The sequence below is a fragment of the Streptosporangium sp. NBC_01639 genome, assembly GCF_045209755.1.
Classification (GTDB): domain Bacteria; phylum Actinomycetota; class Actinomycetes; order Streptosporangiales; family Streptosporangiaceae; genus Streptosporangium.
Window position 1 is genome coordinate 1,157,317 of record NZ_CP109272.1, and the last position, 24,435, is coordinate 1,181,751.

The following is a 24,435-nucleotide window of genomic DNA, read 5'->3' on the forward strand; positions in this document are numbered from 1 at the left end:
GGAGGACAGCCATCGGCCGGCTGCCGTCTCGCCGCTGCTCAACCGAGTGGGCATCGCTGTACGCACCCGAACGTTCGGCCCGCTCTCCTCTGAGGACCGGCAGCGCGACCTGCGCCGGTGGAACGGCGGAGGACAACGCGCCGACGTGCCCGTCCCACGGGGCTCGTCCGGCCGTGACGAGTGCCGATGTCGATTCCAGCCCCCCTTGTCCGACGCCCTGGAGAAGCACCGTGATCAGAATTCGCGCGGCTCTGGCCGCTGCCTCCGTACTCCTCCTCACCGCATGCGGCGGCGGGCAGCCGTCTTCCTCGGACGCATCCGACGGCGGCAAGCCGGCTTCGTCCGGCCCCACCCCGGTGAAGGTCAGCGTCATCCCCATCATCGACGTGGCGCCGATCTACCTCGGTGACCAGCAGGGATTCTTCGCCGCGGAAGGACTGAAGCTGGAGTTGGTGTCAGCCCAGGGCGGTGCCGCCATCGTCCCCGCCGTCGTCAGCGGTCAGGTGGACTTCGGGTTCAGCAACTTCACGTCGCTGATCATCGCCCGGTCCAAGAATCTTCCCCTCAAGGTCGTGGCGCCCGGCGCCGCTTCGACGGGAGTCCAGGGCAAGGACTTCGGAGGAGTGGTCGTCAGAGCGGACAGCCCGCTGAAGTCCGCCGCGGACCTCGCCGGCAAGCACGTCGCGGTCAACACCCTGAACAACATCAACGACACCACGGTACGGGCCTCGATCCTGGCCGCCGGCGGAGACCCGAAGAGCGTCAGCTTCACCGAACTGCCCTTCCCGGACATGCTCGCCGCTCTGGACAAGGGAAACGTCGACGCGGTCCAGGTCGTCGAGCCCTTCCTCGCGACCGCCGTGAAGAACGGCGACCGCGTGATCGCGTCGAACTACGTGGACACCGCTCCGAACCTGGCCATCGCCGGCTACTTCACCTCCCAGCAGACCGCCACCTCCAAGCCTGACCTGGTGAAGCGCTTCGCCGCCGCGATGCAGAAGTCCCTGAAGTACGCCACCGACAACCCGGAGGCGGTACGCAAGGCCCTGCTCACCTACACGAAGATCGACCCGGCTCTGACCGACTCGCTCACGCTCCCGACCTATCCCGCGGAGATCAACAGCCAGTCGCTCGACACCCTGTCGAAGCTCGCCCTGCAGGACGGCTTGATCCAGACCGCTCCTGATCTCAGCGGGCTCCTTCCGTGACAGCGGTGGTGACGGCGGGCACGCCGGGACGGGGCCAGGACGGACGCCGTCACCGCCCGCCGCCCACCTGGCTGCTGGGCCTGATCGGCCTGGCCGGACTGGTGACGACGGTGGAACTGGCGCCCAGGGCCGGACTGGTGGACGAGCGGTACCTGCCGCCGTTCAGCGACATGGTCGCGGCGCTGGGAGAGCAGGCCACGACGGCGGAGTTCTGGCAGGCCCTGCTGGAGACGCTGCGCGGCTGGGCGATCGGCCTGGCGATCGCGATGATCGCGGGTGTGGTGCTGGGAATCCTGATCGGCGGCATTCCGCCGGCGCGGGCGGCGCTGAACTCGACGATCGAGTTCCTGCGCCCGATCCCGTCGGTGGCGCTGATCCCGCTGGCCGTGCTGCTGTTCGGCACGGACATGCGGTCGACGCTTCTGCTGGTGGTGTACGCCGCCTTCTGGCAGGTGCTGGTGCAGGTTCTGTACGGCGTGCAGGACGTGGACCCGGTCGCCCGGGAGACCGCGCGCTCGTACCGGTTCCGCGCGCTGACCCAGGTGCGCACGGTGATCTGGCCGACAGCGCTGCCGTACGTGGTGACCGGGTTCCGGCTGGGCGCGGCGGTGGCGCTGATCCTGGAGATCACCGGCGAGCTGATCATCGGATCGCCCGGGCTCGGCAGGCAGATCGCGGTGGCACAGGGTTCCGGCGCGGTGGCGTCGATGTACGCCCTGGTCATCGTGGTCGGCCTGATAGGTGTGGTCGTCAACGTGCTCGCGCGCTCCACCGAGCGCCGGGTGCTGCGCTGGCACCCTTCGATCCGCAGGGAAGTGTCATGGTGAGGATGCCGAACGCGGGCCGGAAGATCCTGCTCCTGCTGGCCGTACCGGTGCTGCTCGTCGCGGTGTGGTGGACGGCGACGGCGGGCAGCACGAACTTCTTCTGGCCGCCGCTGAGCCAGATCGCCGGCACCTTCGGCGAGACCTGGTTCACCGGCCGGTTCACCGCCGACGTGCTACCCAGCCTGGCCCGGCTGCTGGTGGGCTACCTGGTGGCCGTCGCGCTGGGAGTGGGCCTGGGCACCACGATCGGTTCGTCGCGTACGCTCCGGGGACTGCTGGAGCCGGTGCTGGAGTTCTTCCGGGCCATCCCGTCGCCGGTGCTGGTGCCGATCCTGATGCTGTTCGCCGGCATCGGGAACGAGATGAAGGTGCTGGTGATCGTCTCAGGATGCGTCTGGCCGGTGCTGCTGAACACGGTTGAAGGTGTGCGCGCCCTGGACGAGGTGCTGCGCGACACCGCCTCCTGCTACCGGATGCGCCGCCACTCGCGCCTGGTCCATCTGGTGCTGCGGGGAGCGAGCCCGCAGATCGCCGCCGGCGCGCGGCAGGGGCTGTCCATCGGGATCATCCTGATGGTGATCAGCGAGATGTTCGCCGCGAGCAACGGCGTCGGCTTCACCATCATCCAGTTCCAGCGCGGCTTCGCGATCCCGCAGATGTGGACCGGGATCATCATGCTCGGGCTGATCGGCATCGTCCTGTCGATGATCTTCCGGGTGATAGAGGCCCGGCTGCTGAGCTGGTACACCGGCCTGCGTACGTCACAGCGAGAGGGTTGAGTTGACCACCACACCCATCGGCGCCGCGCGCCCGGAGACCTCCGCCACGATGCTGGACGTCCGCGGCCTGAAGAAGGTCTACGAGGGCAGGGGCCGCACTGTCGAGGCGATCCGCGACCTGACCTTCACCGTCGGATTCGGCGAGCTCGTCTGCATCGTCGGGCCCTCCGGCGCGGGCAAGACCACCCTGCTGAGATGCGTCGCCGGACTGCTGGACAGCACCGCCGGCGAGGTGGTGCTCGAAGGCGAGAGGGTCACCGGCCCGCCGCCCGGCATGGCCGTGGTCTTCCAGGAGTACGGCCGCAGCCTGTTCCCCTGGATGACCGTACGGCAGAACGTCGAGCTCCCGCTGAAGGAGAAGAAGGTCCCCAAGGCGGAACGGCGGCGGCTCGTCCAGGAGGCGCTGGAGGCCGTCGGCCTGGCCGACGCCCATGCCGCTCACCCCTGGCAGCTGTCAGGAGGCATGCAGCAGCGCGTGGCCATCGCCCGCGCGGTCGCCTACGAACCGCATCTCCTGCTCATGGACGAACCCTTCGCCGCCGTCGACGCCCAGACCCGCGCCGATCTGGAAGACCTCGTCCGCTCCCTCTGGAACCGCCTCGGGGTCACCGTGCTGTTCGTCACCCACGACATCGACGAGTCCGTCTACCTCGGCCGGCGCGTCATCGTCCTGTCCAACTCGCCGACGGTCGTGCTCGAAGAGGTCACCATCGACCTGCCGGACGAGCGTGACCAGCTCACCACCCGCTCCCTGCCCCGCTTCGCCGAGCTCCGGGCCCATGTCTACGGGCTCGTCCAGCAGGCCAAGAGCGGCCACCGCCCAGCCTCCTGACCGTCGGCTCCGGGCGGCTACCCCGTCCTGCTCCCGCCCTGAGCGGCGGGAAGGACGACAAAAGCGAAGTCCGTGGTCGTGGTGCGGTTGAGGCGGACATCGGACTTGATCCGGCGTTCGGTCTCGCTCCGGCTGATGCCGAGACCGTGCGCGATCAGCCGCTCCGGGCGGATGGGCACGGGGTCACGGAACTCGACCTCCACCCGGATCGGCCAGTTCGCATCCGCCGGCGGATGCGGTGGTGACGTATGCAGACGCCATGCGTCCTTCCAGTCGAGGCCGAACCGGTTGCGCCGGGCGATCAACGGGTCCAGGAGCGTCTGGACGACGAGCGCCGGATCGTTGGTTTCGAACGCGTGGAGCTGGACGGGATCAATGGAGCGAACCGGGACTCGCTCACGTACGGTGATCTTCGAGGTCTGGTCGCAGGACACGCAGCGGACGAGAAGCCACACGTCGAGAAGCTTGCCGTTGGCGTTCACCCGGAACCTGCCCGGCTCGGCGGTGGCCACCGCCGAGCGGCACTCCAGGCAGTGGAAGTGCAGCAGGGGCAGGCGAGTCCGCCGTACGGTCCAGGACAGCACGGAATGATCTCTATGAGGTTGTGAAGACATGATCTCTCTCGGACCTGACGAAGGCCGTGGTCACACGGCCTGAAACGCTGAAGAGCCGGGGTGTCCCGGCAGAGCCGTCAGTTGCGGCGCGCAGGAACGGGACAGCCCGGTAGTACCGACGGAGTCGGTGACGAAGCGCTGTGGAAAGGTGTCAGGCGGAGAGAGCAGGCGGGGTCACGCGGGTGTCCTCACGACGGATTCGACGATGCCGATCGCAAGCTATGCGATCACTTGCCGAGCCGCAACCGATTAATTCACCCGCTGGCAGGCCGGCGATCGGCATGCTGACCTTCCCTGCCGGGCGGTCGAGGTGCTCATAGCCGTGTGGCCGTGCGGATCAGACCGGCGAGGGCGAGGGAGCGGCTGTGCGCGGGCCAGGCGATGTGGGTGACGACGGGGGGTGCGTCGGTCAGGGGGACGGCAGTGTGCTCGGCCCATAGCCAGGCGCGGGCCGAGTCGGGGAAGACCGCCACGGTGCGTCCGAGGGCGATCAGCTGGGCCAGCTGCGTCTGGTCGTGGATCTCGGGGCCCGGGCCGGGTGGGTAAACGCCGTGGCGGGACCAGCGGGCGAGCGGAAGATCGGGGATGTCGCTGACGTCCGCCAGGGACAAAGTCCGCTGCGCGGCGAGGGGGTGCACAGCGGGCAGGATGGCGACCTGCCCCTCGGTCATCAGTTCCTCGCTGTCGAACCCGGCGAGGGAGTTGAACGGCGCGTGCATGAGCGCCACGTCAGCGCGGCCGTCGCGCAGCATCTCTTCCTGCTCACACGTGCCGCTCGGCAGCACCTCGACCTCGGCGGCATCGGGCTCGGCCGCGTAGGCGTCGAGGAGCTTGTGCAGCAGCTCGTGAGACGCGCCGGCCTTCACCGCCAGCACCAGGCGGTTGCGGGGGCCGCCCGGACTGTCGGCGCCACCGGCGCGACGGGTGCGGCGAGCGGCAGCGGTGGTCGCGTCGAGGGCTGCGCGGCCCTCGTGCAGCAGCATCTCTCCGGCGCCGGTCAGGGAAACGCCGCGGCGGTTGCGTTTCAGCAGGGAGACGCCGAGGCGCCGCTCGAGCTGCTGGATCGCCCGGGACAGCGGTGGCTGGGCCATGCCGAGGCGCTCGGCGGCGCGACCGAAGTGCAGTTCCTCTGCGACGGCCACGAAGTACCTCAGCTCGCGGGTCTCCAAGGTGTCCATGGCCACAGCGTACTTCGGTGATACCTACCGAGTATGACAGGGCACTGTATCGGTGTTGGATGCGCCGCATGTCCGCAAGCGAACATCGACGGCATGAGCGAAACCATGAACACACCCTCCGCGTCACTGCCCGGCGGCACCTGGACCCTGGGCGATCTGACCGTCACCCGCTTCGGCTACGGCGCCATGCAGCTCGCCGGCCCCGGGGTCATGGGCCCGCCTGCCGACCGCGACGGCGCGCTCGCCGTCCTGCGCGAGGCCGCCGGCCTCGGGATCAGCCATATCGACACCGCCGGTGCATACGGACCACGTGTCACCAATCAGCTGATCCGTGAAGCGCTGCACCCCTACTCCGAATCGCTGCACATCGTGACCAAGGTCGGCGCGGTCCGCGATCAGCAGGGCGGCTGGCCCACTGCCCGGCAGCCCGAGGACCTGCGCCGCGCCGTCCACGAGAACCTTGAGGACCTCGGCCTCGATTCGCTCGACGTGGTCGATCTCCGGATCGGCGACGCTCAGGGGCCCCAGCCCGGCTCGCTCGCCGAGCCCTTCGAGACCCTCGTCGAACTCCAGCGGCAGGGCCTGATCCGGCACCTCGGGGTGAGTAACGCGACGGCGGAGCAGGTCGCCGAGGCGCAGGCGATCGCGCCGATCGTGTGCGTGCAGAACATGTACAACCTCGCCTACCGTCAGGACGACGAGCTGATCGACGAACTCGCCGACAAGGGCATCGCCTACGTGCCTTTCTTCCCGCTCGGCGGTTTCACCCCGCTGCAGTCCACGGCGCTTTCTGCCGTGGCCACCCGGCTGGATGCGACGCCGACGTCGGTCGCCCTGGCCTGGCTGCTGCGGCGGTCGCCGAACATCCTGCTCATTCCCGGCACCTCGTCGGTGGCGCACCTGCGCGAGAACGTCGCCGGCGCGGGACTCTCGCTCTCCGATGAGGAACTCGCCGAGTTGGACAAGATCGGCCATTAGCAGGACGCAGCCCGGCCGCGACAGCACCGACGCCCGTCGGCGTCAGGCGGTGTACTGGTACGTCGAGTAGGTCAGGTAGCCCGCGTCACCGCCCTGGTAGTACGTCGCCTCGTCGACGGGAGCGATCGGGAGGCCGGTACGCAGCCGCTCGACCAGGTCGGGGTTGGCGAGGAACCCGCGGCCGAAGCTGATGAGGTCGGCGCCCAGCCCGAGCCATCGGTCGGCCTCCGCCCGTCCGGTCTGCTTCGGGCCCATCGGCAGCACCGGGTTCATGATGAGGGTGCCCGGCCACACGCGGCGCAGCCCGATCAGCACGTCTTCGTCGGCGGTGGCCTCGAGATGGACGTAGGCCAGGTCGAGGTGGGCCAGCTCGGTCAGCAGGAGGTGGTCGGCCAGCTGCCAGGAGTTCTTGCGCGGCACATCGGCCAGCAGCCCGCGCACCAGGTCGCCGAAGGTCGCCTCCGGCTCCGGCCGTTTGAACAGTCGATCAGCGATCCGCGAGGTCAACGCCGTGAGTTCGGCATCCCAGGACACGGCGAGATCGTAGGTGAGGCACAAGGTCACTCGCAGACCATCACCGATACATCCGCAGTCCCGCTGCCGAACAGCTTAAAGATCTACTGATGTAGTACCAGGACGGACCACTCACACCCGCCGACCTGCATTGAACCGTCCGGAACGATGCCAGGTCGATCTTCTAATCCGACGGTCGCAGGTTCGAATCCTGCAGGGCGCGCTTTGATCATGGCATGACCTGCGGCTATGCGGGATCGGATGCGTTCTAGAATTTTCGTCTAGCGTTTGCGTGCTCCGTACGTGCTCGGTTTCACCAACCCTGCACACATCATGATCATCCGTCATTCCTAGCCTGCACGGCAAGAGCAGCGGCCCCGCCTCGCCGCGAGCAGGCGGCGAACGCGGAGCCGGACGCTTAATCCGACTGTCAACTCCTCAACGAGATGAGCTTTCCAGTTTCGGCTTGGTCTTCCTTGCCGAACAGCAGGGCGGCGGTCTTCTCGGCCGCTGCGGTGGCCACCTGCGGGTAGACGGAGGTGTAGGTGTCGGCGGTGAACGCGCTGGAGGTGTGTCCCAGCGTTTCCTGCACCACCTTCATCTCCACCCCGGCCGCCAGCATCAGCGAGGCGGCGCCATGGCGCAGGTCGTGGAGCCGGATGGGTGACAGGCCGGCCAGGTAGGCCAGCCACAGGAACTGGTCGGAGACGTGCTGGAGTGCAGGCGGTTGCCGTCGGGCTGGGTGAACACGAACCCGGTGTCGATCCACGCCTCGGCCATGGCTAGCCGTTCCCTCTGTTGCTGCTGCCGGTGGGCGCGCAGCACTTGGCACGTATCGGTGTCCAGGGCGATGGTGCGGACCAAGGCGTCGGTGTCCTGCGGTCCTGGTGTATGACTGCTGGGTGTGGAACGCCGTTGGCGTCAGTGGGGTCGGGTGGCGGTGGCGCTGACCCATGTTTGGGCGAACAGCGCGTCCGGGTCGGTGGCCCAGGTGCGGAGCCGGTCGGCGTGGACGGGCTGTTCTGCCAGGTCGAGTTGGATCGCGAGGTAACCGGCGATGCGGGACGGGTCGGCGTAGCGCTCATAGTGGACGTCCAGGGAGATGTCGATGAATTCTGCCTCGCGAAGGAACCGGCCGAGTTTGCGACCGACGTAAGGGTCACCGCCGTTGGCCTGTTGCAGGCGGGTGTAGGCGTCGATGACATCGTCCAGGGGAGGGTTCAGGAGGAAGCCGCCCCAGTCGGGGCTGCGGAGGCCGACCGTTCCGCCAGGCCGCAGGACCCTGTGGATCTCGGCCAGTGCGCGGACCGGGTGGGCCAGGTGTTCCAGCAGGGCGTGCGAGAAGACGCGGTCCACCGATTGGTCGTCCAGCGGGATGTCGTAGCAGGAACCTTCCTGGAACTCGACGTTGGTGAGGCCTCGCCGGGCGGCCAGCGTACGTGCGCCCGTGAGCTGGGCCGCCTGTCGGTCGAGACCCAGCACGCGCCCTGGCGCCACGGCGGCGGCGAGGTCGGTGGTGATGGTGCCTGGCCCGCACCCCAGGTCCAGCAGCGACAGCCCCGGTGCGAGATGGGGCAGGAAGAAGCCGGCGTGCGTCGCGGCGCTCCTGGCGGCCATGAAGTCGACGGCGTTGGTGTTATGGCCGGGTGTGTAGCGTTCGACGTCGGGAGTCATCGGATGACCGCCTCTTTCTTGGCGCGGGCGTCGATCGCACCCGAACAGACGGCGAGGGCGAGCCCGGCGGCGGCCAGTACGGCGCCGACGACATTGGGGCTGGTGTAGCCGTACCCGGCACTGATCACCAACCCGCCGAGGAAGGCGCCGAGTGCGTTGGCGACGTTGAACGCCGACAGGTTCAGCGCGGAGGCGAGGATGGGCGCGCCGATGGCCTTGTCCAGGATGCGCATCTGCAGAGCGGGGACGGTCGCGAAACCGAACAGTCCCAGCAGGAACAAAGTGCAGACGGCGAGAATCCGGTTGTGCGCCGTCACCACGAACAGGCTCAGCACGACGGTGAGTCCCGCGAGGAAGACGTACAGGCTGGGCATGAGCCGTCGTCCGGCGAAGTGGCCTGACAGCAGGTTGCCCACGGCCATGCCCAGCCCGAAGACCACCAGCAGCGCCGTCATACTGGAGCTGCTGAAACCGGCGACCTGGGTCATCATCGGGGCGACGTAGGTGAAGGAGGCGAAGACGCCGCCGAAGCCGGCCGTCGTCACGGCCATCGCGAGCCAGACCTGCGGCCGGCGCAGGGTCGACAGTTCCGGGCGCAGCCCGGCCTCGCCCTCGGGACGTAGCCGGCGGGGCACCAGCGCCGCGATGCCCGCGAGGGACAGCGCGCCGAGCCCGGCGACGGCCCAGAATGTGGCCCGCCAGCCGACAGCCTGCCCCAGCCAGGTCACCAGCGGTACCCCGGCCACGTTGGCGAGGGTGAACCCGCCGAACATGATCGACATCGCCCATCCGCGTCGTTCCGGCGGAACGAGCTCGGCTGCCACCACCGACCCGACGCCGAACAGCGCGCCCTGTGGGATGCCCGCCACCACCCTGGCCAGCATGAGCATGACGTAGCCGGACGCGATCGCCGACAGGATGCTGCCTCCCATCAGCAGCGCCGCCACGATCAGCAGAGTCGTACGGCGCGACAGGCGTGCCGAGATCGCGGTCAGCAACGGCGCCCCCACGATCACGCCGACGGCGTATCCGCTGATCAGCGCGCCGGCGGCCGGCATAGACACGCCGACTCCCGCGGCGACCTGCGGAAGCAGGCCCATGATGGCGAACTCGGAGGTTCCGACGCCGAAACCTGTGACGGCCAAGGCCAGCAGAGCCAGCGGCATGACATTGCGCTCCTTACTTCACGGGGACAATCCCCTACGAGATTGGTCGCCGGGTGTGTCGGGTCGTGAGTGGCAGAAACGCAAATGTGAGATAGTTTTCCGCCATGCGCTCTGTCGGGATCCTGGTCACTGAGCACGTCCGCGTCTTCGACTACGCCGTGGCCACGGAGGTCTGGGGTCTGGATCGGACCGATCGCGGCGTCCCGGCGTTCGACCTGCGCACATGCGGGCCGCGCGGCCCTGCGCTGTCCATGAGTCCGGGCGTGACCTGCGTTCCCGATCATGACCTGGACGGCCTGGACGAGTGCGATCTGGTCGTCGTTCCCGGCGTCCAGGACCCGGCCGGGCCCGTCCGCCCGGACGTGGTGAGTGCGCTCCGCGCCGCGCACGATCGTGGCACGACCGTCGCCTCCCTGTGCTCAGGCGCGTTCCTGCTGGCTGCCGCAGGCCTGCTGGACGGCCGGAAGGCCACTGCTCACTGGCTCGACGTCGAGCATCTCGCCCGCCGCCATCCTGAGGTGACTGTCGATCCCAATGTCCTGTTCGTCGGAGACGGTACCGTGTGGACCTCCGCGGGCGTGGCCGCGGGCATCGACCTGTGCCTGCATCTGGTCCGCCGCGACCACGGCGCCGCCGCCGCGGCCGAGATCGCCCGTACCATGGTCACCGCGCCGTTCCGGCCGGGCGGTCAGGCGCAGTTCATCACCCGGCCCGTCCCCGCCGGGCCGGGGCCGTCCGACAGTCTGACGGAACTGCGTGAACGCGTCCTCAAAGACCTGGGCCGCCCATGGACCGTCCCGGAGCTGGCGAACCTGGCTCGTATGTCCGAACGCAGCTTCGCCCGTCGCTTCGTCCAGACCACCGGCGACACACCCTTGCAATGGCTGCTGACCCAGCGCGTCCTGGCCGCGCAGCACCTGCTCGAAGTCAGCGACCTGCCCATCGCCGTCATCGCCCGCCGCTGCGGTTTCAGCACTCCTCTCACCATGCGTCACCACTTCACCCGTCATGTCGGCCTGCCACCCCGCGACTACCGTCTGGCCTTCGGCAAGCCGCCGCCGACTCAACGGGACGGAACGGCGGAGTAGCCGGGACGGCCGCGGTCAGCGGGGGGTCGCGGCGGCCGCCGGTTTCAGGGCCAGCAGGCCTTGATCGTCGGCGTGGACGTACGTGAAGATCGTGTCGTTGGGTTCCGGACGATTCCCCCAGTTGTTTGCCGGTCTTGAGGTCGTAGGCCAGGACCTTGTTGTGGGAGCGCAGCATTTGCGGCACGTTCTCCGGGAACAAGGCGAGGTAGAGGCTGCTCATGAGGTTGAGATCCCCGACGGTGCCCTGTTGGGTGAGTTTGCCGGTCTTCGGGTCGATGAACTGGAGGCGGGCGCCGCCGTTGAATGTTGCGCCTGTCGAAAATTACATCCATGCTGGTCAAGCGGCATGTGAGTATTCGTGGAGGACACCGCCGAGCCGGTCTCGTCGGCGTATGTTCAGGTTGATGATTCGTCCGAGGTCTGTGATCGGGTCCGGGATGGTACGCAGCGGGGCGGCTTGGTTCAAGGCTTGGTGGGCTCGGTGGTGGCTGTAGAAGTGTTCGTACTCGCGCAGGGCGTGCCGTAGGTGGCGTTCGTTCCAGACGAGGCAGCGGTCGAGCAGTTCGTGACGGCAGGACTGCACCCATCGCTCCATGATGGAGTTCATTCGCGGCATCCGAATGCCGGTGAGCACCGTGTTGATACCGGCCTCGACGAGGACCTCGTCCATGAGCGCCGGGAACTTCCCATCCCTGTCTCTGATCAGAAAGCGCGCCCGGCATCCCACATCGCCAGGTCCATCACCAGGTTCCTGATCGCTTGGATGACCCAGCTCGCGCTCGGATGTGCGGTGGTGCCGAGCACGCGGATGCGTCTGCTCAAGCTCCTCGATGGCTCTACCGGCCGCGGGCGTCTACAACCATCACCCTCATTCCTGCCGGTGCCGCCACCGACTCTATGACGGCGACACTGCAGGCTGGCGGTGGCGCCTGACCGTAAACGGGAGGACCGGCGGCCCACAAGTGCCAACCAAGGGCACGCTGTGGAGAGTTGGGGGGTTCGCCCAAGGCCAGGTAGTTAAGGTTTCTGAGCTGGTGGCAAGAGCGCTGTGGAGATCGGCTCGGCGGTGTAGACGCCTGGTCTGATCTTTCGGATGAGTTGACCGGCGGCCCAGCGCGATAGTTGCCGATACATCGTGCTCAAGGTGACATCGCCGAGGTGGCGGGCGATGTCTTGCACCGGGTTCGATGTCTCCATCAAACCCGGTGCAGGACAACCTGGTCAGGTGTGAAGGCGTAAGTTCGGGCCTCCTTCCAGACCTTGGCGTACGCCGATCCGGAGATCAGGCCACCCGTGCGGGTCCGGAACAGCCGGCCGTCCTCGCCGACCCGTGCTTGTCGATGTGCTCCCGGAGGATGGCCACCGGCTCCGGCGGGACCGGGACCTCTCGGGTCTCCTTCGTGTACCGGTGCTTGAGGCCACGATCGTCATGGGTCTCCCCCGAGTCGGTGAACCGCTTGTTGCTCTGCGGCTTGGTCTTCTCCAGGGCGAGCAGACCCCACCCGCCCGGCGTCCGGGCGTGTGGTCTGGGGGCCGGTCCCGGACGGCACGGGACTACGGGCCGGCCGCCGTACGCATGCCGCGCCACACTGATCGAACGCTCCGACGGGGTTGCCACGCCGCCGCCCAGATACGGCTTTTACGATCGCCGAGGTATGGCCGGTCACCGTACGTGCGGGCGATCGACGATGCAGGGTTCGTTCCTCACCCTGGATCACCGAGCGACGTGGCTGATCTCCGATCTGGACCCCTGAACCGGCGGATTTCAGGTGGACGCTCAAGGGCAGGAGGCGCTACGGCGCCAAAGGCGTTCGACGCGTTGCGAGCGGAGAGTGTGCCGCTTCCCCCTCTCTACGATCATCTCCCGGCCGGGCAGGCAGAACAAGACTGCTTCTTTGGTCTGTACGCTGTCAGAATGTAACGGTGAACGCTACAGATAGTGAGGTCTGGGATCCCTTCGGTACTTTGCATAGCGCCCTAGGGATCGGAGGTGGCCAATGGGCCGGCAAATCCACCGTCGCCAGGCTGCTGGCCACCCGGTACGGGCTGACCGCGTACCACTACGACTATCACGACGCGCGTGCACACAATGACCGTCGGATCGCACGCCGAGCGCGACTCGGCGAGCCCACCGCAGACCCCGACCCGGACAGCGTCTGGGTGAACACCAGCCCTCAAGAGATGGCCGACGAGACTCTGGCCGGCTTCCCCACGCGGTTCGAGTGGGCTTTGGACGACCTGCGCGGCTTGGTATCGGGGCGACCCATCATCGCCGAAGGTTGGGGACTGCGTCCCGAACTGGTCGCCCCCATCATCGACTCACCCCGTCGAATGATCGTGATGGTGCCGAGCGAGGAATTCCGTGAGCGTCAGTTCCGCGAACTGCCCCGTGCCGCCGCCGTCGATCACACGGTCAGCGACCCTGATCGAGCACAGCGCAACCGACTCGCCCGAGACCGCCTCGTCGCCGACGAGGCCGCCCGCTCCGCTCGTCGCCTGGGCATACGGGTCCTTGAGGTTGATGGGCTCGATGATGCGGAGGCCGTGGCAGACATCGTGGTCGACCACTTCAGCTCCTATCTGCCGCTGTCGAACGTCTACAGGCCTTGACCGCGCGGCTGAGGTCACCGTGGTCCATTCCGATGGCTCCCTGGTGGTCGTGGTGAAGGTCCAGGCCGAGACGGCGCGCTGATCCCTCGTGCCGCCGGAGCATCAGGCCGGACGTTTCCACACGGAGATCGACACTACTGAATGAGGCCCGTCCATCAGATCCTCGCCCAGACACACGCCGCTTTCCATCTCGATCACGGTCAAACACGCCGCGATGATGTCCACCTGCGCCTCCGCTTCCTCGCTGTCGTAGCCGCTTACGAGGAGCTCGGTGTAGGGGCTCAGGGGACCGAAACGATCTGTCCAGGGAGTGAAGGGTATGTATCCCGGCTCGGGATGTTCGAGGTACCCCTCAGCCTCTCCATAGCGGGCGTACATGATGGTGTTGCCTTCGATGTCGGAGCACAGATACCAGTGCCGAAATCCGTCGCCGGCGAGCCGATCGGTAATCTCCTGGCGTTCGACCGGGTACCAGTCCAGGGTGACGACGCCGCTGCCGGCCTGGCAGAGGGAAAGGCGGTCACTGTCGTGCGGTTCCCCGAGGCCTCGAACCGCGGCGGGGGCGGCTCCGAGACGACGCATGGCATCCTCGATCGTGAGGACGCCGGAGTCGGGGATCGTCACTGTGTACGCGAAGGTATCGAGACAGAGGCGTTCCAGCATCTCGTCGTAACGGGCGACGATCTCATCGAACACGGGCCGATCAACCTTTCTGGGCAGGCCGGAGGCTCCCAGTATCAAGGACGGGCCTGCGACCCTAAGGGATCATTCGCGGAGCCGTCCGTGCCAGATGCGTACCAGATTGAACGGAACTCGGCGAACGTCCACGGACACCGCGCCCGCAGGCCAGAGCCTCAAGCACCGATCGAACTGACTTCTTTTAATCCGCAGGTTGGGTGATCCGCCGAGTTCCAAGACACCGTCGCCGCGCCAGCGCCCTGACGCGTTGCCGTACAGCTCACCAAGCAGGCGCGGGGGCGGGCTTCCCGAACGGATCACCACGAGGAGTGTGGACAGCTCACACGGGCGCCGGCAAGCCCGTTCCCGGGAGCCGTCTTGGGAGCCGACGGCCCGTACGGCTCCGGACCGAGTCGGACTGATCTGAACAGGCGACTCGGTCGCGACCTACGCGGCGAACTGGTCTGACGGTCCTGGACATCGTTTGGGGACCTACGGATCAGAAGGCGAGGTGTGCCACTCGATCCAGAAGCGAAAACAACCCTCAGCCGAATCACTCAGCCAACCACACGAAGATCATTAAAGATCGAGGTTAACCGCAGCTCAGGTCGCGTAACTCAATATTCGAGCGGTACAGGGCGCACGCAAAGGATTCTGTGTACGAGCAACCATCTCGTCGAGACGATCACTTGTGCATTCAAGACGATCACTTATTGGCTGTCTCTTCCGCTCCCCATAGCGTTTGCCTTGACTGTGAGAGGTCATTGGCCGCGATGCCTCACCGGTGGTGATGTCGAGTCATATTCCCCGGGTCGGCAGAACTTGCGTCATTTGGCTTATCTCTCAGTGTGCAGGTCAACAAGACATCAACCGGAAGGTCTGCAAAATGCGCTTGAAGAATCGCTGGACGGCAACGTTTGCCGTGGCCGCCGCACTCACCATGGCAGGGACGATGTCGGCTTCCGCCAGTACGGCTCAGGCCGAGACGTCGACGGCCATCATGCGGGTACGTGACCTGAGCGACTGCCCTGTCCACTGGGTCTGCATCTGGGAATGGCCGCAGTACTCGGGTGCCGGAACCAGGTACATCGGAGCGGGAACGAGGAATCTGGGCGATTACGATTGGCGGGACCGCGTGAGCAGTGTCTACAACCGTACGGACGCAACGGTGACGCTGGTCGACAGCCGCTCCTTCTTGGAGTCGGACAAAACACTCGCCGTCCATGCGGGATCGCTCATTCCGGACCTCGGGAACGTCTCCTACCCTGGGGGCGGGACCTGGAACAACAAGGTCGACAAGATCGAGCTTGGCTGATCGTACCGATCGTCGGTCGAGGGTGGATGCCGAACCATCCATAGCGGATACCGAAGCAACCGAGCATTGAATTCTGGCCGCTTCACGAAAGTGACGTGTTTCCTGCCGCGGACAGCGCGTGGGATGCCGGCACGGTGTTCGGCTACGGCAGGGCACCGGTCCTGAGCCCTGCCGTAGCCGGTCGCCGTACATGCCGCTGCCCCGGACGCTGGAATCTTCAGCCCTCTGCGGTAGCGGCGTGTACGGACGGCACGTCCAGGAGTTCCTTTTCCATATGCCGTCGCGGGGCCCATCGGTCTTCACCGAGGGCTTCTACGAAGTTGTCGCAAACGTTCGTCCCCCGGCGAGGTAGTGGTCGATACGCGTCCGGTCAGCGTGTTCTCCAACGGGTCGGGCGACTGGCCGGGCGACCACGGATCAGTGCGGCCGCGGCTCTTCGGAGAGAAAGCCAGCAGGATGAAATCCCGGCCCTCCCGGGTGAATGGAGAACGAACTGATGAAAAGCACAATCCAGTGGAGCAGCCGGTCATATCGCGCCGCCTTCTGGAAAGCCGCCTTCTGGAAAGCCGCCTTCTGGAAAATGGTCACCGTGCTGATGGTCGCGGCATCATCGATGGTGGCACCACCGTTCATCGCGGCAGCCGCCACCATCCCCGATGGACACGCGGTGTTCACCAACGGGGAACGGGAGGATGGCGCCGCGGCCGCGTACGTCTGCTTCCGGGCCCCCGCCGTGGTGAAGGCCGGCGATGGAGGCCTGCTGGCCTTCGCCGGAGCGCACCTCGATGATTGCGGCGACTCCAGCCCGGGCGACATCGTGCTGAAGCGGTCTCTTGACGGGGGCAGGAGCTGGGGCCCATTGCGAGTGCTCGCCAGACACAGCGCGACGCCGCGGGTGTTCGCGCACAACCCCGTGCCGATCGTGGACACCACAACAGACCCGCATCGGATCGTGCTGCTGTACACCGAGAACCATGACCGGGTTTATGTCCGTACCAGCGATGACCATGGCGCCACGTGGGAAACCCGGAAGGCGATCACGAAGGAGATCTGGAAGCCCGCTTGGGGAACCTGGCAGGAAGGGTCGGAGGATACTCCGGGACAGATCGGCACGGGCCCCGCGCATGGCATCCAGCTCACCAGGGGCGCCGACGCCGGCCGCCTGGTGGTGGGCGTTACGGTTCGCGTCGCCCCGGGAATCTACAAGCAGTCCGCACTCGGCGGAGCACTGATCTACAGCGACGACAACGGCGCCACATGGCGCGCCGGTGCGTCCTCGCACGGCGCCGAGCCCGCGATCGGAGCGCAGGAGCTCAGCCTTTTCGAGCGGGGTGACGGCAGCGTGTTCGTGACGGCGCGTAACGAGGAGGGCACCGCGGCGACAGTGAACAGGGCCGCATACGCGATCTCTCGTGACCAGGGCAAGACGTTCGAGGCCGACTTCGCGTTGCTTCCGCCGCTGGGGCTGCCCGACATCGGCACCCAGGCATCCACCCTGGCCATCAGGGCCAAGGACCACGACGGCTACGACCGGGCGCTGCTGGCCGCTCCGGCCGGCTCGACCCGGGCGCACCTCACCATTCGTTCCTCCTTCGACGGAGGCCACACCTGGCAGGCGCCCCAGGACGGATTCCTGGTGTACGACGACATCTCTGCGTACTCCGACATGATGGACTTAGGTGGCGGAAGGTACGGCGTCATCTACGAGGGCGGAATCACCGATCAACACGAATTCGTCAACTTCGCCACCTTCACCGAGGCCGACCTCGACATGCCGGACAACCCGACCAGCCTGACGGCCGCTCAGTACACCGGCGCGCTGGCCACCACAACCCCGAATCAGCTACACCTCTTCGCCCCCGCACCCGGTGGCGCCCTCGGCCACTGGTTCGAGGAGCCCGACGGCACGGTCAAGCGCGGGACCTGGGGTACGGCCGTCGCCGGTGAAACGGTCGCCTACCTTGCCGGTGCCCAGCAGCACGTTCTGGTGCGCGGCACGGATGGGAGCCTGCGGCACCGCTTCTGGGACACGGGCCGCGGCGGGTTGGTTCAGGAAACCTGGCTCCCCGCCGGCACCGTGTCAGGAGCGCCCGCGGCCGTCACGACGCCGGGTCAGCAGCACGCCTTCGTCCGTACGCCGGACGGCCGGTTGCTGCATACCTGGTGGGACTCCGGTGCCGAGTCCCGCCGGGAGCAGACCTGGACGGCGGCGGGCACCGTGGCCGGTGATCCGGTCGCGGTGGTCTTCGGCGACCAGCAGCATGTCTGGGCCACGGGAACCGATGGCCAACTGCACCACTGGTGGTGGACCAAGGGGCCTGGCGTGCGGCACGAGACCTGGGCGGGGACCGCGCACGGCACCCCGGCGGCGTTCGTGCACCGTGGTCAGCTCCACGTTTTCGCGGCCGACGCGCAGCGCCGGCTGTCGCACTGGTGGTGGGACTCCGGCACCCAGATGGTCGAGCGGCAGACGTGGGCCGGTCCGGTCCCGCTAGGCGGACGCCCCTCCGCGTTCGTGTACGGCGCCCAGCAGCACGTCTTCGCCCGCACGAGCGACGACACCTTGGCGCACTGGTGGTGGGATCCCGCCTACGACGAGCCCCGTTACGCTGTGTGGCCTGGGGCGCTGCACTCCGATCCGGTGACGAACATGGCCGGTGAAGCTCAGCACGTCTATGGGGCGTCCGCCGCCGACGGAGGGGTCACCCACTGGTGGTGGGACCGTATCGGTGGCGTCCAGCAGGAGAACTGGGGCGGTCAGATCGCCTCCACTCCGCGCTGGTGACCTGACACCACGGCTCCGCCGTGGCCTCAGGAGAGCGATAGTCGCCGGGTCGGACGGAGGTGTACAGGTCCGCCTCCATCCGACCGGCGATCGTCACCGGCCGGAAGCCACGGGCCGGTCCAGGGGGCGAGCAGGTCAGTGCTGCCGCTGTTACTCGCGGGCCAGTTCGCTGGTGGCGTCCTGGCCGGCGGTGGTGGTGCGGCGGAGAAAGTCGACGAACAGGTCGAGTTCGGGGTCGGTGTACCGGTCACAGATCTGGTCCATGACCGAGTTCATGCCGGTATAGAGCGCGAACAGTTCCGCGTTGCGATCGCGGAGGGCGCGGACCTCGACGGCGCGGCGGTCGGACGCCTGCGGGTCGCGGTCGCGGGTGACCCAGCCGTCGCGCTGGAGTCGATCCAGAATGCCGGTGATGGTGGCGGGGTGCAGGCCGGCGCGGCGTGCCAGCGCGGTGGGGCTGAGCGGGCCGTACCGGTTGATGATGTCCAGGCAGGACAGATCGACGTCCTTGAGGTCGACGTGCGCGCTGACCTGACGGTTGAGCAAGGACAACTGGATGCTCAGTTCGCGCAGCGACTCCTTTATCGCGTTCGTCGCCCGGCGCCGACGCCGTGCCGACTCGGCCTCTTCGAGGGCGGAGGACGTCATGCGATAGGCCTTCCCGAGATCAGGTATGGCCATCGTATTATACGCAGTTCAAATGACGGGGGCGGTGAAGAGAGCCAACGTGATCGCTAGGACACGTCGCACGGGTGGATGAACTCTCGGATGATCTGAGCGAGCCTGGTCGGCTGGTCCAGAGGGATCAGCGTGCAACTGTCGTCCACCTCGACCAGTTGTCCTCGTGGGAGGAGTTCGGCGAGGCGCCGGCCGTGTTCGGGCGGCATCACCCGGTCTCCCTTCGCCCAGACCACGAGGGCGCGACGGTCGAAGCCCGGCAGTCGTTCGGCCGCGGCGAGCAAGGAGCCGGCGCCGTTCACCGCCGCGCGGAGTGCGCGTACGGCGTCGCGGCGGATCTCCGGCTGCGTCAGGACCGGCTTCAGCCAGCGGGCGGTGGCGGCGTCTCCGCGCAGCGTCAGCCACCCGAACGCGAGCGGGAGCCGCCGGAGCATCCGGATCCGCATCTGCTGCATGAACAGCCCGAACATCTGGGGCGGGAGCTTGCCGGCCAGCACGAGCGTCCTGCCTGTCAGCCCTGGCGGGAAGTTGTCGAACGCATCGCATGAGGCGAGCACGACCCGCTCCACGCGTGCGGCGCCGTCACCCATGAGCAGTTGGACGAGTGCTCCGCCGGTGTCGTTGCCGACGAGGGTGACGTCATGCAGATCGAGGCGCTCAAGGAACTCCGCGACCAGCCGCGAGACCCCGGCAAGCGACAGGTCGGCGTCGGCGTGCACGGCGTGACGGTGGGCCCCCAGGGGCAGCGTCGGTGCCACGCATCGGTGGTCGGCGGACAGGTCGGCGATCACGTTCTCCCACAGCGAGGCGTCCATCATCAGCCCGTGCAACAGCACGAGCGTGGGCCCCTCGCCGGTGTCCTCGTATGCGATCGTCCCGGCGGACAGCTCGATCTCCTTCACCTGCGTCCGCCCTCGTACGCGCGGGCGGGGGCGGAGTGGTCCGCCTGCGACCCGTCGAGCAGGTGCCGGTGCAGGAAGGACTGCTTGGCATTGACGACGGTGGCCGCGACCAGCAGGACGAAGGCGAGTACGGCCGCGACCGTGCGCACCGCGTGGGCGATCTGCCAGCGATCACGGATGTCGGCCCAATCGACAGGAGGCGCCGTGACGCTCCAGCCGACCTGAACGCCGTTGATGGGGAGGTTGACGATGAGCGTCGTGACGAAAACGGCCACCAGCAGGACGAGCGCCGCCGCCGTCAGCCAGAAGGCACGGCCTCTCCCCCTGACCGCGAGGGCGACCAGGATCGCGGTGGTGACCAGCGCCGGAATCAGGGTGACGGAGGCGAGGATGTCCAGACGGTCGAGTTCGATCTGCCGGACCTGGGTGTACACGGATCCGCCGTGGTTGCGCAGGGACAGCTCGAAGACGAGAACCCCGTTGACGAATCCGGCGAACAGCCCGGCGAAGGTCAGGCTCAGGAAGCGTATGTATCCGGTGAGCGAATCCATCCTCATGATCGGTTTTCCTTCTGCGCGTGTGCGTAACACCTGGATGCCCTGCTGTGAACCGTGCTCTGCCTCAACCATGGCCTTCCCCTCGGTCTCTGGACGGTGTCAGTTCTGGAAGGCGGCAGCGTGGTCGGCGACCCACTCGCTGAAGGTGCGCGCCGGGCGGCCGAGGATCTTCTCCACCTCGCCGGTGACGCCCTCGGCGGGCCCGGCGCCCCGGGCGTACCTGGCCATGAGGGCCTCGACGAACGGCTTCGGGAGGCCGCGCTGGATCATGCTCTGCTCGAATGCCTCCGGTGGGATCTCCTGATAGCGCAGCGGCCGGCCGATCACCTCGCCGATGGCCGCCGCCACCTCTTCGTGGGACAGGGACCGCGGACCGGTGAGCCGTACCTTCTGGAAGGTCAACTCGGTGCTGAGCAGCGCGCGAGCGGCGACCTCCGCCAGATCCCCTTCGTGGATCAAGGGCTCGGCGAACGCGGCGTACGGGCCGCGGACGACGTCACCGGCACGGACCTGAGGGGCCCACGTGCGGAGGGTGTTGACGGCGAAGGAGGCGGACCGCAGGCTGACCCAGTCCAGGCCGCTCGCGACGGCGGCGTCCTCGGCCTCCTTGTTCCTATCCCCCTGGAAGCGGGACGGCTGGTCGGCCAGGTCGTCGTCGACGTTGACGGCCGAGAGCGCCACCACTCTCCCGACGCCGCGCTCCTTGGCGAGCGCCAGCAGGTCGGCGGCCGCTTCTCCCACGGCGCGCGGGTGGAGGAAGACGGAAGTGACGCCCTCCAGGACCGCGCTCATGGTGTCCGGCCGCGACGGGTCGCCCACGACGACCTCGACGCCGGTGGGCAGGCCGGCCGCCTGCGGGTCGCGGGTGACGGCACGCACTTTGACGCCTTCGCCGGCGAGCACGCCGACCAGGGGGCGTCCGACGGTGCCGGTGGCACCGGTTACCAGGATCATGACAGGCCTTCCTCGATCGGACTTTCTATGAGATTCATATTATATGAATCAGATACAGAGTGCGCGGCGAGGATCGGCTCGTCGTGTCGGCGGACCGGGTGGGCTGCCGAGGCGTGAACCCGGTGGCGATGGATGGCACCGGCGATTACCGGAAGGCGCCCCTCTCCGGTTGGAGGCCGAAGGATTCGCCTGCGACCTGCTGGACGCCACGCAGACCAAGGCGCTACCCGGCCGCCCCGAGACCGACCTGGCTCTCTGGGCGGCGATGAGCGGTGGTTCAGTGCCGGACGGTGAGGACGACCTTGCCGGCCGCCTCGTACCCGAGCCCGGCGGAGGGGAAGGACGGCTGGTAGAGGTAGCAGCCCGCCCGAAACAGGGCCTCCGCGCGGTTCAGGCCGATCACGTCCACCCGGATGCGCAGCTCGCCCTCCCCCGCCTCGCCGACCGCCACGTCTTCGGCCTTGAGCACCTCTGGTCCGCCGAGTTCGTCGAAGACCACTTTCTTCGTCATGAGAGATGCCTTTTCTCGCGGTCCAAGCAACCGTATGGCGAGCAACTGAGATGACTAATGAGCAATCGTCTTACATATGCAAGCAATCGTCTCGCTGAGTAGGGATATGTACACTCCGGCTATGGACGTGCTCAGCGACGCGGTCACCGCCATGCGCGCCGGCACGCCGCACTCGATCCGCCACCGGCTCTACGCGCCCTGGGGCATGGGCTTCCCCCCGATCGAGGGTGGCGGCTTCCACATCGTCCTGCAGGGATCGTGCTGGCTCATCCCGCCGCGGCCGGACCCGCCACTCGCACTGAGTGCGGGTGATGTGGTGTTCATCCGCGGGCGGCACTCCCACGGCCTGGCCGACAGCCCGTCCACCCCACTCACCGCGCTCGAGTCCCTCACCGGCGAGACGCCCCTCGGGCGGGTGCGGGGCGAGGGGTCTGGCGCGGCCGCCACCCTGCTGTGCGGCGCGTACATGCTCGACCAGAGCAGAGCGCATCCGCTGATGTCGCACGTCCCGCAGATCGTCCACCTGCCGGCGCAGGTCGGGCGCCACCCCTCCCTGCGCACCGCCGTCGAACTACTGGGCAGCGAACTCGCGCGGCCACAGCCCGGGGCCGGCGCCGTCATCCCCGCGCTGCTCGACACGTTGCTGCTCTACATCCTGCGGGCCTGGATGGAGCGAGAGTCCCGGCACGGCAGGACGACCGGGTGGATCACGGCGCTGAACGACTCTTCGATCGCGGCCGCACTGACCGCGATCCACCAAGATCCCGCTCACCCGTGGACGGTCGAGGAACTCGGCACCCGGGCCGGACTGTCCCGGGCGGCGTTCGCCCGGCGGTTCACCGCGCTGATCGGGCAGCCGCCGCTGACATACCTGACATGGTGGCGGATGACCACCGCCGCCCGGCTGCTACGCGAGTCCGACGCACCGCTGCGGATCATCGCCGCGCAGGCCGGATACTCCTCGGAGATCGCCTTCGCCGCCGCGTTCAAACGGCAGTACGGCCTCACCCCGGGGCGTCACCGGCGTCGCCCCGGCGTGCCGGCGGGTGAGGTGAGCCGGTTCCCTGCCTGATCAGCGCACCATGACGGGTCCCGCCGGAGGCAGGTCGGATCCGAGTCGGAGCCGTCCGCGTTCATGATGAAAATCTGGCCGTACGGCTGGAAGGTGTTGTCGTACAACGTCGCTTCTTGCCGGTACTACATCTGTAGATCGTGTGGGATCGGGTCTCCTCGTCGGCGGTAGTGACTGATCAGAGCGCGGGTTTGGTGTGCCTGCCGGAATCTGGACCAGGCCAGAACGTGCTCGATGAGGCTGGTGGCGGGCACGATGAGTCGGGCGAAGACGCGGCGGATCTCCGCCAAGGATGGCCGGATCAGCCAGCCTGGCCTCAGCTGAGACTCTCCTGGTGTTGCGGGTCTTTTCCCTGATCAGCGGCGGGCAGGACCGGCTCGGGAGTAATCTGGTCAGCCAATTGGGCGCGGCTGACGGCGAGAAAGGCCAGGGCGAGCATGACCGTGCTGACATGACGGTGCCAGCCATCCCACTTGCGGACCTGGTACTCGGTCAGGCCGAGCAGGTCCTTGCCGGTCTCGTTGTTCTCCTCGATCTTCCAGCGCGGCCCGGCGACAGCGATGAGCTCGGTGATGGGCGTGCCGGTCGGGGCATGGGCCAAGAAGAACTCAACGTCGCCAGGATCGCTGACGCTGCGGCGGATCAGCAGGGTGTGCGTGTGACCGTCAGCGGGGAGTTGCCCTGCCGGCCTCGCCGCGACCACCGCCCAGTCGTAGGCGCGGCTGCCCTTGGTGCCCTCCCCGCACGAGCGGCGCTCCCACAGACCCGGGCCGGCCTGGGCCAGCAGCCGGTCCAGCACATGACCGGCCGGCTCGCTCCCACCCCGCACGTCCAGCAGCGGCAGATCGACCGGGACGGCCATCACATAGGCGATCTCATTGATGTGGCAAAAGGCGCGCAGGCCCGGATCGCGGCCGTAGCCGGAGCCTGCGGCCAGGTAGCGAAACGGCGTGCCCGCCCGCTGCTCTTCGGCGAGCATGTCGATCACCTGCTGGGGCTTGGTCGCGAACGTCACCCGCTCCGGCACACCCGCCACCCTGCGCCGTTCCGCGTCGCCGGCCCAGCCTTCGGGCAGGTAGAGCCGCCGGTTGATGAAGGCGTTCCCGGCCGCGGAGGCATAGGTGAACATCGGCATCACCTGGCAGTTCTCGACCTGGCCGGTCAGCCCGCAGTACTGGCGGGCCACCCCGACCGATCTGTCACCTTTCTTGATCGCTTGCGTGTCATCGGCGATCAGCACCCCGTCCGGGCCGCCCAGGTGTTTGACCACGTACGCGCGCACCTCATCACGCAACACCTCGGCGTCCCACGGCGCCCGCGACAGTAGCCACTCGATCGGGTTGGCGCTCGGATGCCCGAGGTGATCGGCCAGCTGCCAGGAGTTCTTGCGCGGCACATCGGCCAGCAGCCCGCGCACCAGGTCGCCGAAGGTCGCCTCCGGCTCCGGCCGTTTGAACAGTCGATCAGCGATCCGCGAGGTCAACGCCGTGAGTTCGGCATCCCAGGACACGGCGAG

Annotated in this window: 25 protein-coding genes; 10 read left to right on the forward strand and 15 right to left on the reverse strand. The window is 67.6% G+C overall.

Annotation, left to right across the window (positions count from 1 at the left end; genetic code table 11):
- Positions 1-230 precede the first annotated feature (230 nt).
- The 4 genes from OHA77_RS05195 to OHA77_RS05210 are packed head-to-tail and all read left to right on the forward strand — an operon-like array spanning position 231 to position 3,646.
- A complete protein-coding gene (locus tag OHA77_RS05195) occupies positions 231-1,208 on the forward strand; it encodes an ABC transporter substrate-binding protein (protein ID WP_406316507.1) in 978 nt (325 codons plus the stop codon).
- The gene (locus OHA77_RS05200; protein ID WP_406316508.1) at positions 1,205-2,035 is read left to right on the forward strand and encodes an ABC transporter permease; all 831 of its coding nucleotides are present in this window, start codon (positions 1,205-1,207) and stop codon (positions 2,033-2,035) included. The genes OHA77_RS05195 and OHA77_RS05200 overlap by 4 nt, the downstream gene beginning before the upstream one ends.
- Positions 2,029-2,814 (forward strand): ABC transporter permease, encoded by a 786-nt coding sequence (locus tag OHA77_RS05205; protein ID WP_406316509.1) that lies wholly within the window; start codon positions 2,029-2,031, stop codon positions 2,812-2,814. The genes OHA77_RS05200 and OHA77_RS05205 overlap by 7 nt, the downstream gene beginning before the upstream one ends.
- 49 nt (positions 2,815-2,863) lie before the next feature.
- A complete protein-coding gene (locus OHA77_RS05210; protein ID WP_406319766.1) occupies positions 2,864-3,646 on the forward strand; it encodes an ABC transporter ATP-binding protein in 783 nt (260 codons plus the stop codon).
- A gap of 17 nt (positions 3,647-3,663) precedes the next feature.
- Here OHA77_RS05210 and OHA77_RS05215 read toward each other — a convergent pair whose 3' ends face one another.
- Both OHA77_RS05215 and OHA77_RS05220 read right to left on the reverse strand, forming a co-directional pair.
- Positions 3,664-4,230: a DUF1062 domain-containing protein gene (locus OHA77_RS05215; RefSeq protein ID WP_406316511.1), complete on the reverse strand. Its 567-nt coding sequence runs from the start codon at positions 4,228-4,230 to the stop codon at positions 3,664-3,666.
- Positions 4,231-4,574: 344 nt separating this feature from the next.
- On the reverse strand, positions 4,575-5,438 hold the full coding sequence (locus tag OHA77_RS05220) for a LysR family transcriptional regulator (RefSeq protein ID WP_406316513.1): 864 nt from the start codon (positions 5,436-5,438) through the stop codon (positions 4,575-4,577).
- Between the two features lie 105 nt (positions 5,439-5,543).
- Between OHA77_RS05220 and OHA77_RS05225 the strand changes: the two genes are divergently transcribed.
- Complete coding sequence (locus OHA77_RS05225) at positions 5,544-6,416, forward strand: aldo/keto reductase family oxidoreductase (RefSeq protein ID WP_406319767.1); 873 nt, start codon at positions 5,544-5,546, stop codon at positions 6,414-6,416.
- A 42-nt stretch (positions 6,417-6,458) separates the two neighbouring features.
- On the opposite strand, the gene OHA77_RS05230 is transcribed toward OHA77_RS05225, so the two are convergent.
- From OHA77_RS05230 to OHA77_RS05245, 4 genes are all read right to left on the reverse strand, one after another.
- Entirely contained in the window at positions 6,459-6,950 is a 492-nt protein-coding gene (locus OHA77_RS05230) for a hypothetical protein (protein WP_406316515.1), read from the reverse strand.
- A 409-nt stretch (positions 6,951-7,359) separates the two neighbouring features.
- Entirely contained in the window at positions 7,360-7,698 is a 339-nt protein-coding gene (locus OHA77_RS05235; protein ID WP_406316516.1) for a tyrosine-type recombinase/integrase, read from the reverse strand.
- Positions 7,699-7,850: 152 nt separating this feature from the next.
- Positions 7,851-8,603 carry a methyltransferase domain-containing protein gene (locus OHA77_RS05240; RefSeq protein WP_406316518.1) on the reverse strand — a complete coding sequence of 251 codons (753 nt, stop codon included), beginning with the start codon at positions 8,601-8,603 and terminating at the stop codon, positions 7,851-7,853.
- The gene (locus OHA77_RS05245) at positions 8,600-9,769 is read right to left on the reverse strand and encodes an MFS transporter (RefSeq protein ID WP_406316520.1); all 1,170 of its coding nucleotides are present in this window, start codon (positions 9,767-9,769) and stop codon (positions 8,600-8,602) included. Before OHA77_RS05245 ends, OHA77_RS05240 begins: the two co-directional genes overlap by 4 nt.
- Positions 9,770-9,873: 104 nt before the next feature.
- On the opposite strand from OHA77_RS05245, the gene OHA77_RS05250 reads away from it, so the two are divergent.
- Positions 9,874-10,857 carry a GlxA family transcriptional regulator gene (locus OHA77_RS05250; RefSeq protein ID WP_406316521.1) on the forward strand — a complete coding sequence of 328 codons (984 nt, stop codon included), beginning with the start codon at positions 9,874-9,876 and terminating at the stop codon, positions 10,855-10,857.
- Positions 10,858-11,194: 337 nt separating this feature from the next.
- Here OHA77_RS05250 and OHA77_RS05255 read toward each other — a convergent pair whose 3' ends face one another.
- Positions 11,195-11,527 (reverse strand): integrase core domain-containing protein, encoded by a 333-nt coding sequence (locus OHA77_RS05255; protein ID WP_406316523.1) that lies wholly within the window; start codon positions 11,525-11,527, stop codon positions 11,195-11,197.
- Positions 11,528-12,139: 612 nt separating this feature from the next.
- Positions 12,140-12,475, reverse strand: a complete 336-nt coding sequence (locus OHA77_RS05260) for a hypothetical protein (protein ID WP_406316525.1) — start codon at positions 12,473-12,475, stop codon at positions 12,140-12,142.
- Between the two features lie 305 nt (positions 12,476-12,780).
- On the opposite strand from OHA77_RS05260, the gene OHA77_RS05265 reads away from it, so the two are divergent.
- Positions 12,781-13,467, forward strand: a complete 687-nt coding sequence (locus OHA77_RS05265; protein ID WP_406316526.1) for a hypothetical protein — start codon at positions 12,781-12,783, stop codon at positions 13,465-13,467.
- Between the two features lie 102 nt (positions 13,468-13,569).
- Here the strand turns inward: OHA77_RS05265 and OHA77_RS05270 are convergent, their stop codons facing one another.
- On the reverse strand, positions 13,570-14,163 hold the full coding sequence (locus OHA77_RS05270; RefSeq protein ID WP_406316527.1) for a hypothetical protein: 594 nt from the start codon (positions 14,161-14,163) through the stop codon (positions 13,570-13,572).
- Between the two features lie 868 nt (positions 14,164-15,031).
- Between OHA77_RS05270 and OHA77_RS05275 the strand changes: the two genes are divergently transcribed.
- Positions 15,032-15,460 (forward strand): peptidase inhibitor family I36 protein, encoded by a 429-nt coding sequence (locus tag OHA77_RS05275; RefSeq protein ID WP_406312935.1) that lies wholly within the window; start codon positions 15,032-15,034, stop codon positions 15,458-15,460.
- 496 nt (positions 15,461-15,956) lie between these two features.
- A complete protein-coding gene (locus tag OHA77_RS05280) occupies positions 15,957-18,245 on the forward strand; it encodes an exo-alpha-sialidase (RefSeq protein ID WP_406312934.1) in 2,289 nt (762 codons plus the stop codon).
- 150 nt (positions 18,246-18,395) lie between these two features.
- Here the strand turns inward: OHA77_RS05280 and OHA77_RS05285 are convergent, their stop codons facing one another.
- From OHA77_RS05285 to OHA77_RS05305, 5 genes are all read right to left on the reverse strand, one after another.
- A complete protein-coding gene (locus OHA77_RS05285; protein ID WP_406312923.1) occupies positions 18,396-18,893 on the reverse strand; it encodes a MarR family transcriptional regulator in 498 nt (165 codons plus the stop codon).
- An 86-nt stretch (positions 18,894-18,979) separates the two neighbouring features.
- Entirely contained in the window at positions 18,980-19,825 is an 846-nt protein-coding gene (locus OHA77_RS05290; RefSeq protein ID WP_406312922.1) for an alpha/beta fold hydrolase, read from the reverse strand.
- Positions 19,822-20,382 (reverse strand): anthrone oxygenase family protein, encoded by a 561-nt coding sequence (locus tag OHA77_RS05295; RefSeq protein WP_406316529.1) that lies wholly within the window; start codon positions 20,380-20,382, stop codon positions 19,822-19,824. The genes OHA77_RS05290 and OHA77_RS05295 overlap by 4 nt, the downstream gene beginning before the upstream one ends.
- Positions 20,383-20,481: 99 nt before the next feature.
- Complete coding sequence (locus OHA77_RS05300; RefSeq protein WP_406316531.1) at positions 20,482-21,336, reverse strand: NAD(P)H-binding protein; 855 nt, start codon at positions 21,334-21,336, stop codon at positions 20,482-20,484.
- A gap of 277 nt (positions 21,337-21,613) precedes the next feature.
- Positions 21,614-21,847, reverse strand: a complete 234-nt coding sequence (locus tag OHA77_RS05305; protein ID WP_406316533.1) for a hypothetical protein — start codon at positions 21,845-21,847, stop codon at positions 21,614-21,616.
- A 121-nt stretch (positions 21,848-21,968) separates the two neighbouring features.
- Between OHA77_RS05305 and OHA77_RS05310 the strand changes: the two genes are divergently transcribed.
- Positions 21,969-22,919: an AraC family transcriptional regulator gene (locus OHA77_RS05310; RefSeq protein WP_406316534.1), complete on the forward strand. Its 951-nt coding sequence runs from the start codon at positions 21,969-21,971 to the stop codon at positions 22,917-22,919.
- 316 nt (positions 22,920-23,235) lie between these two features.
- Here OHA77_RS05310 and OHA77_RS05315 read toward each other — a convergent pair whose 3' ends face one another.
- Positions 23,236-24,429 carry an IS701 family transposase gene (locus OHA77_RS05315; protein ID WP_406316536.1) on the reverse strand — a complete coding sequence of 398 codons (1,194 nt, stop codon included), beginning with the start codon at positions 24,427-24,429 and terminating at the stop codon, positions 23,236-23,238.
- Positions 24,430-24,435 lie beyond the last annotated feature (6 nt).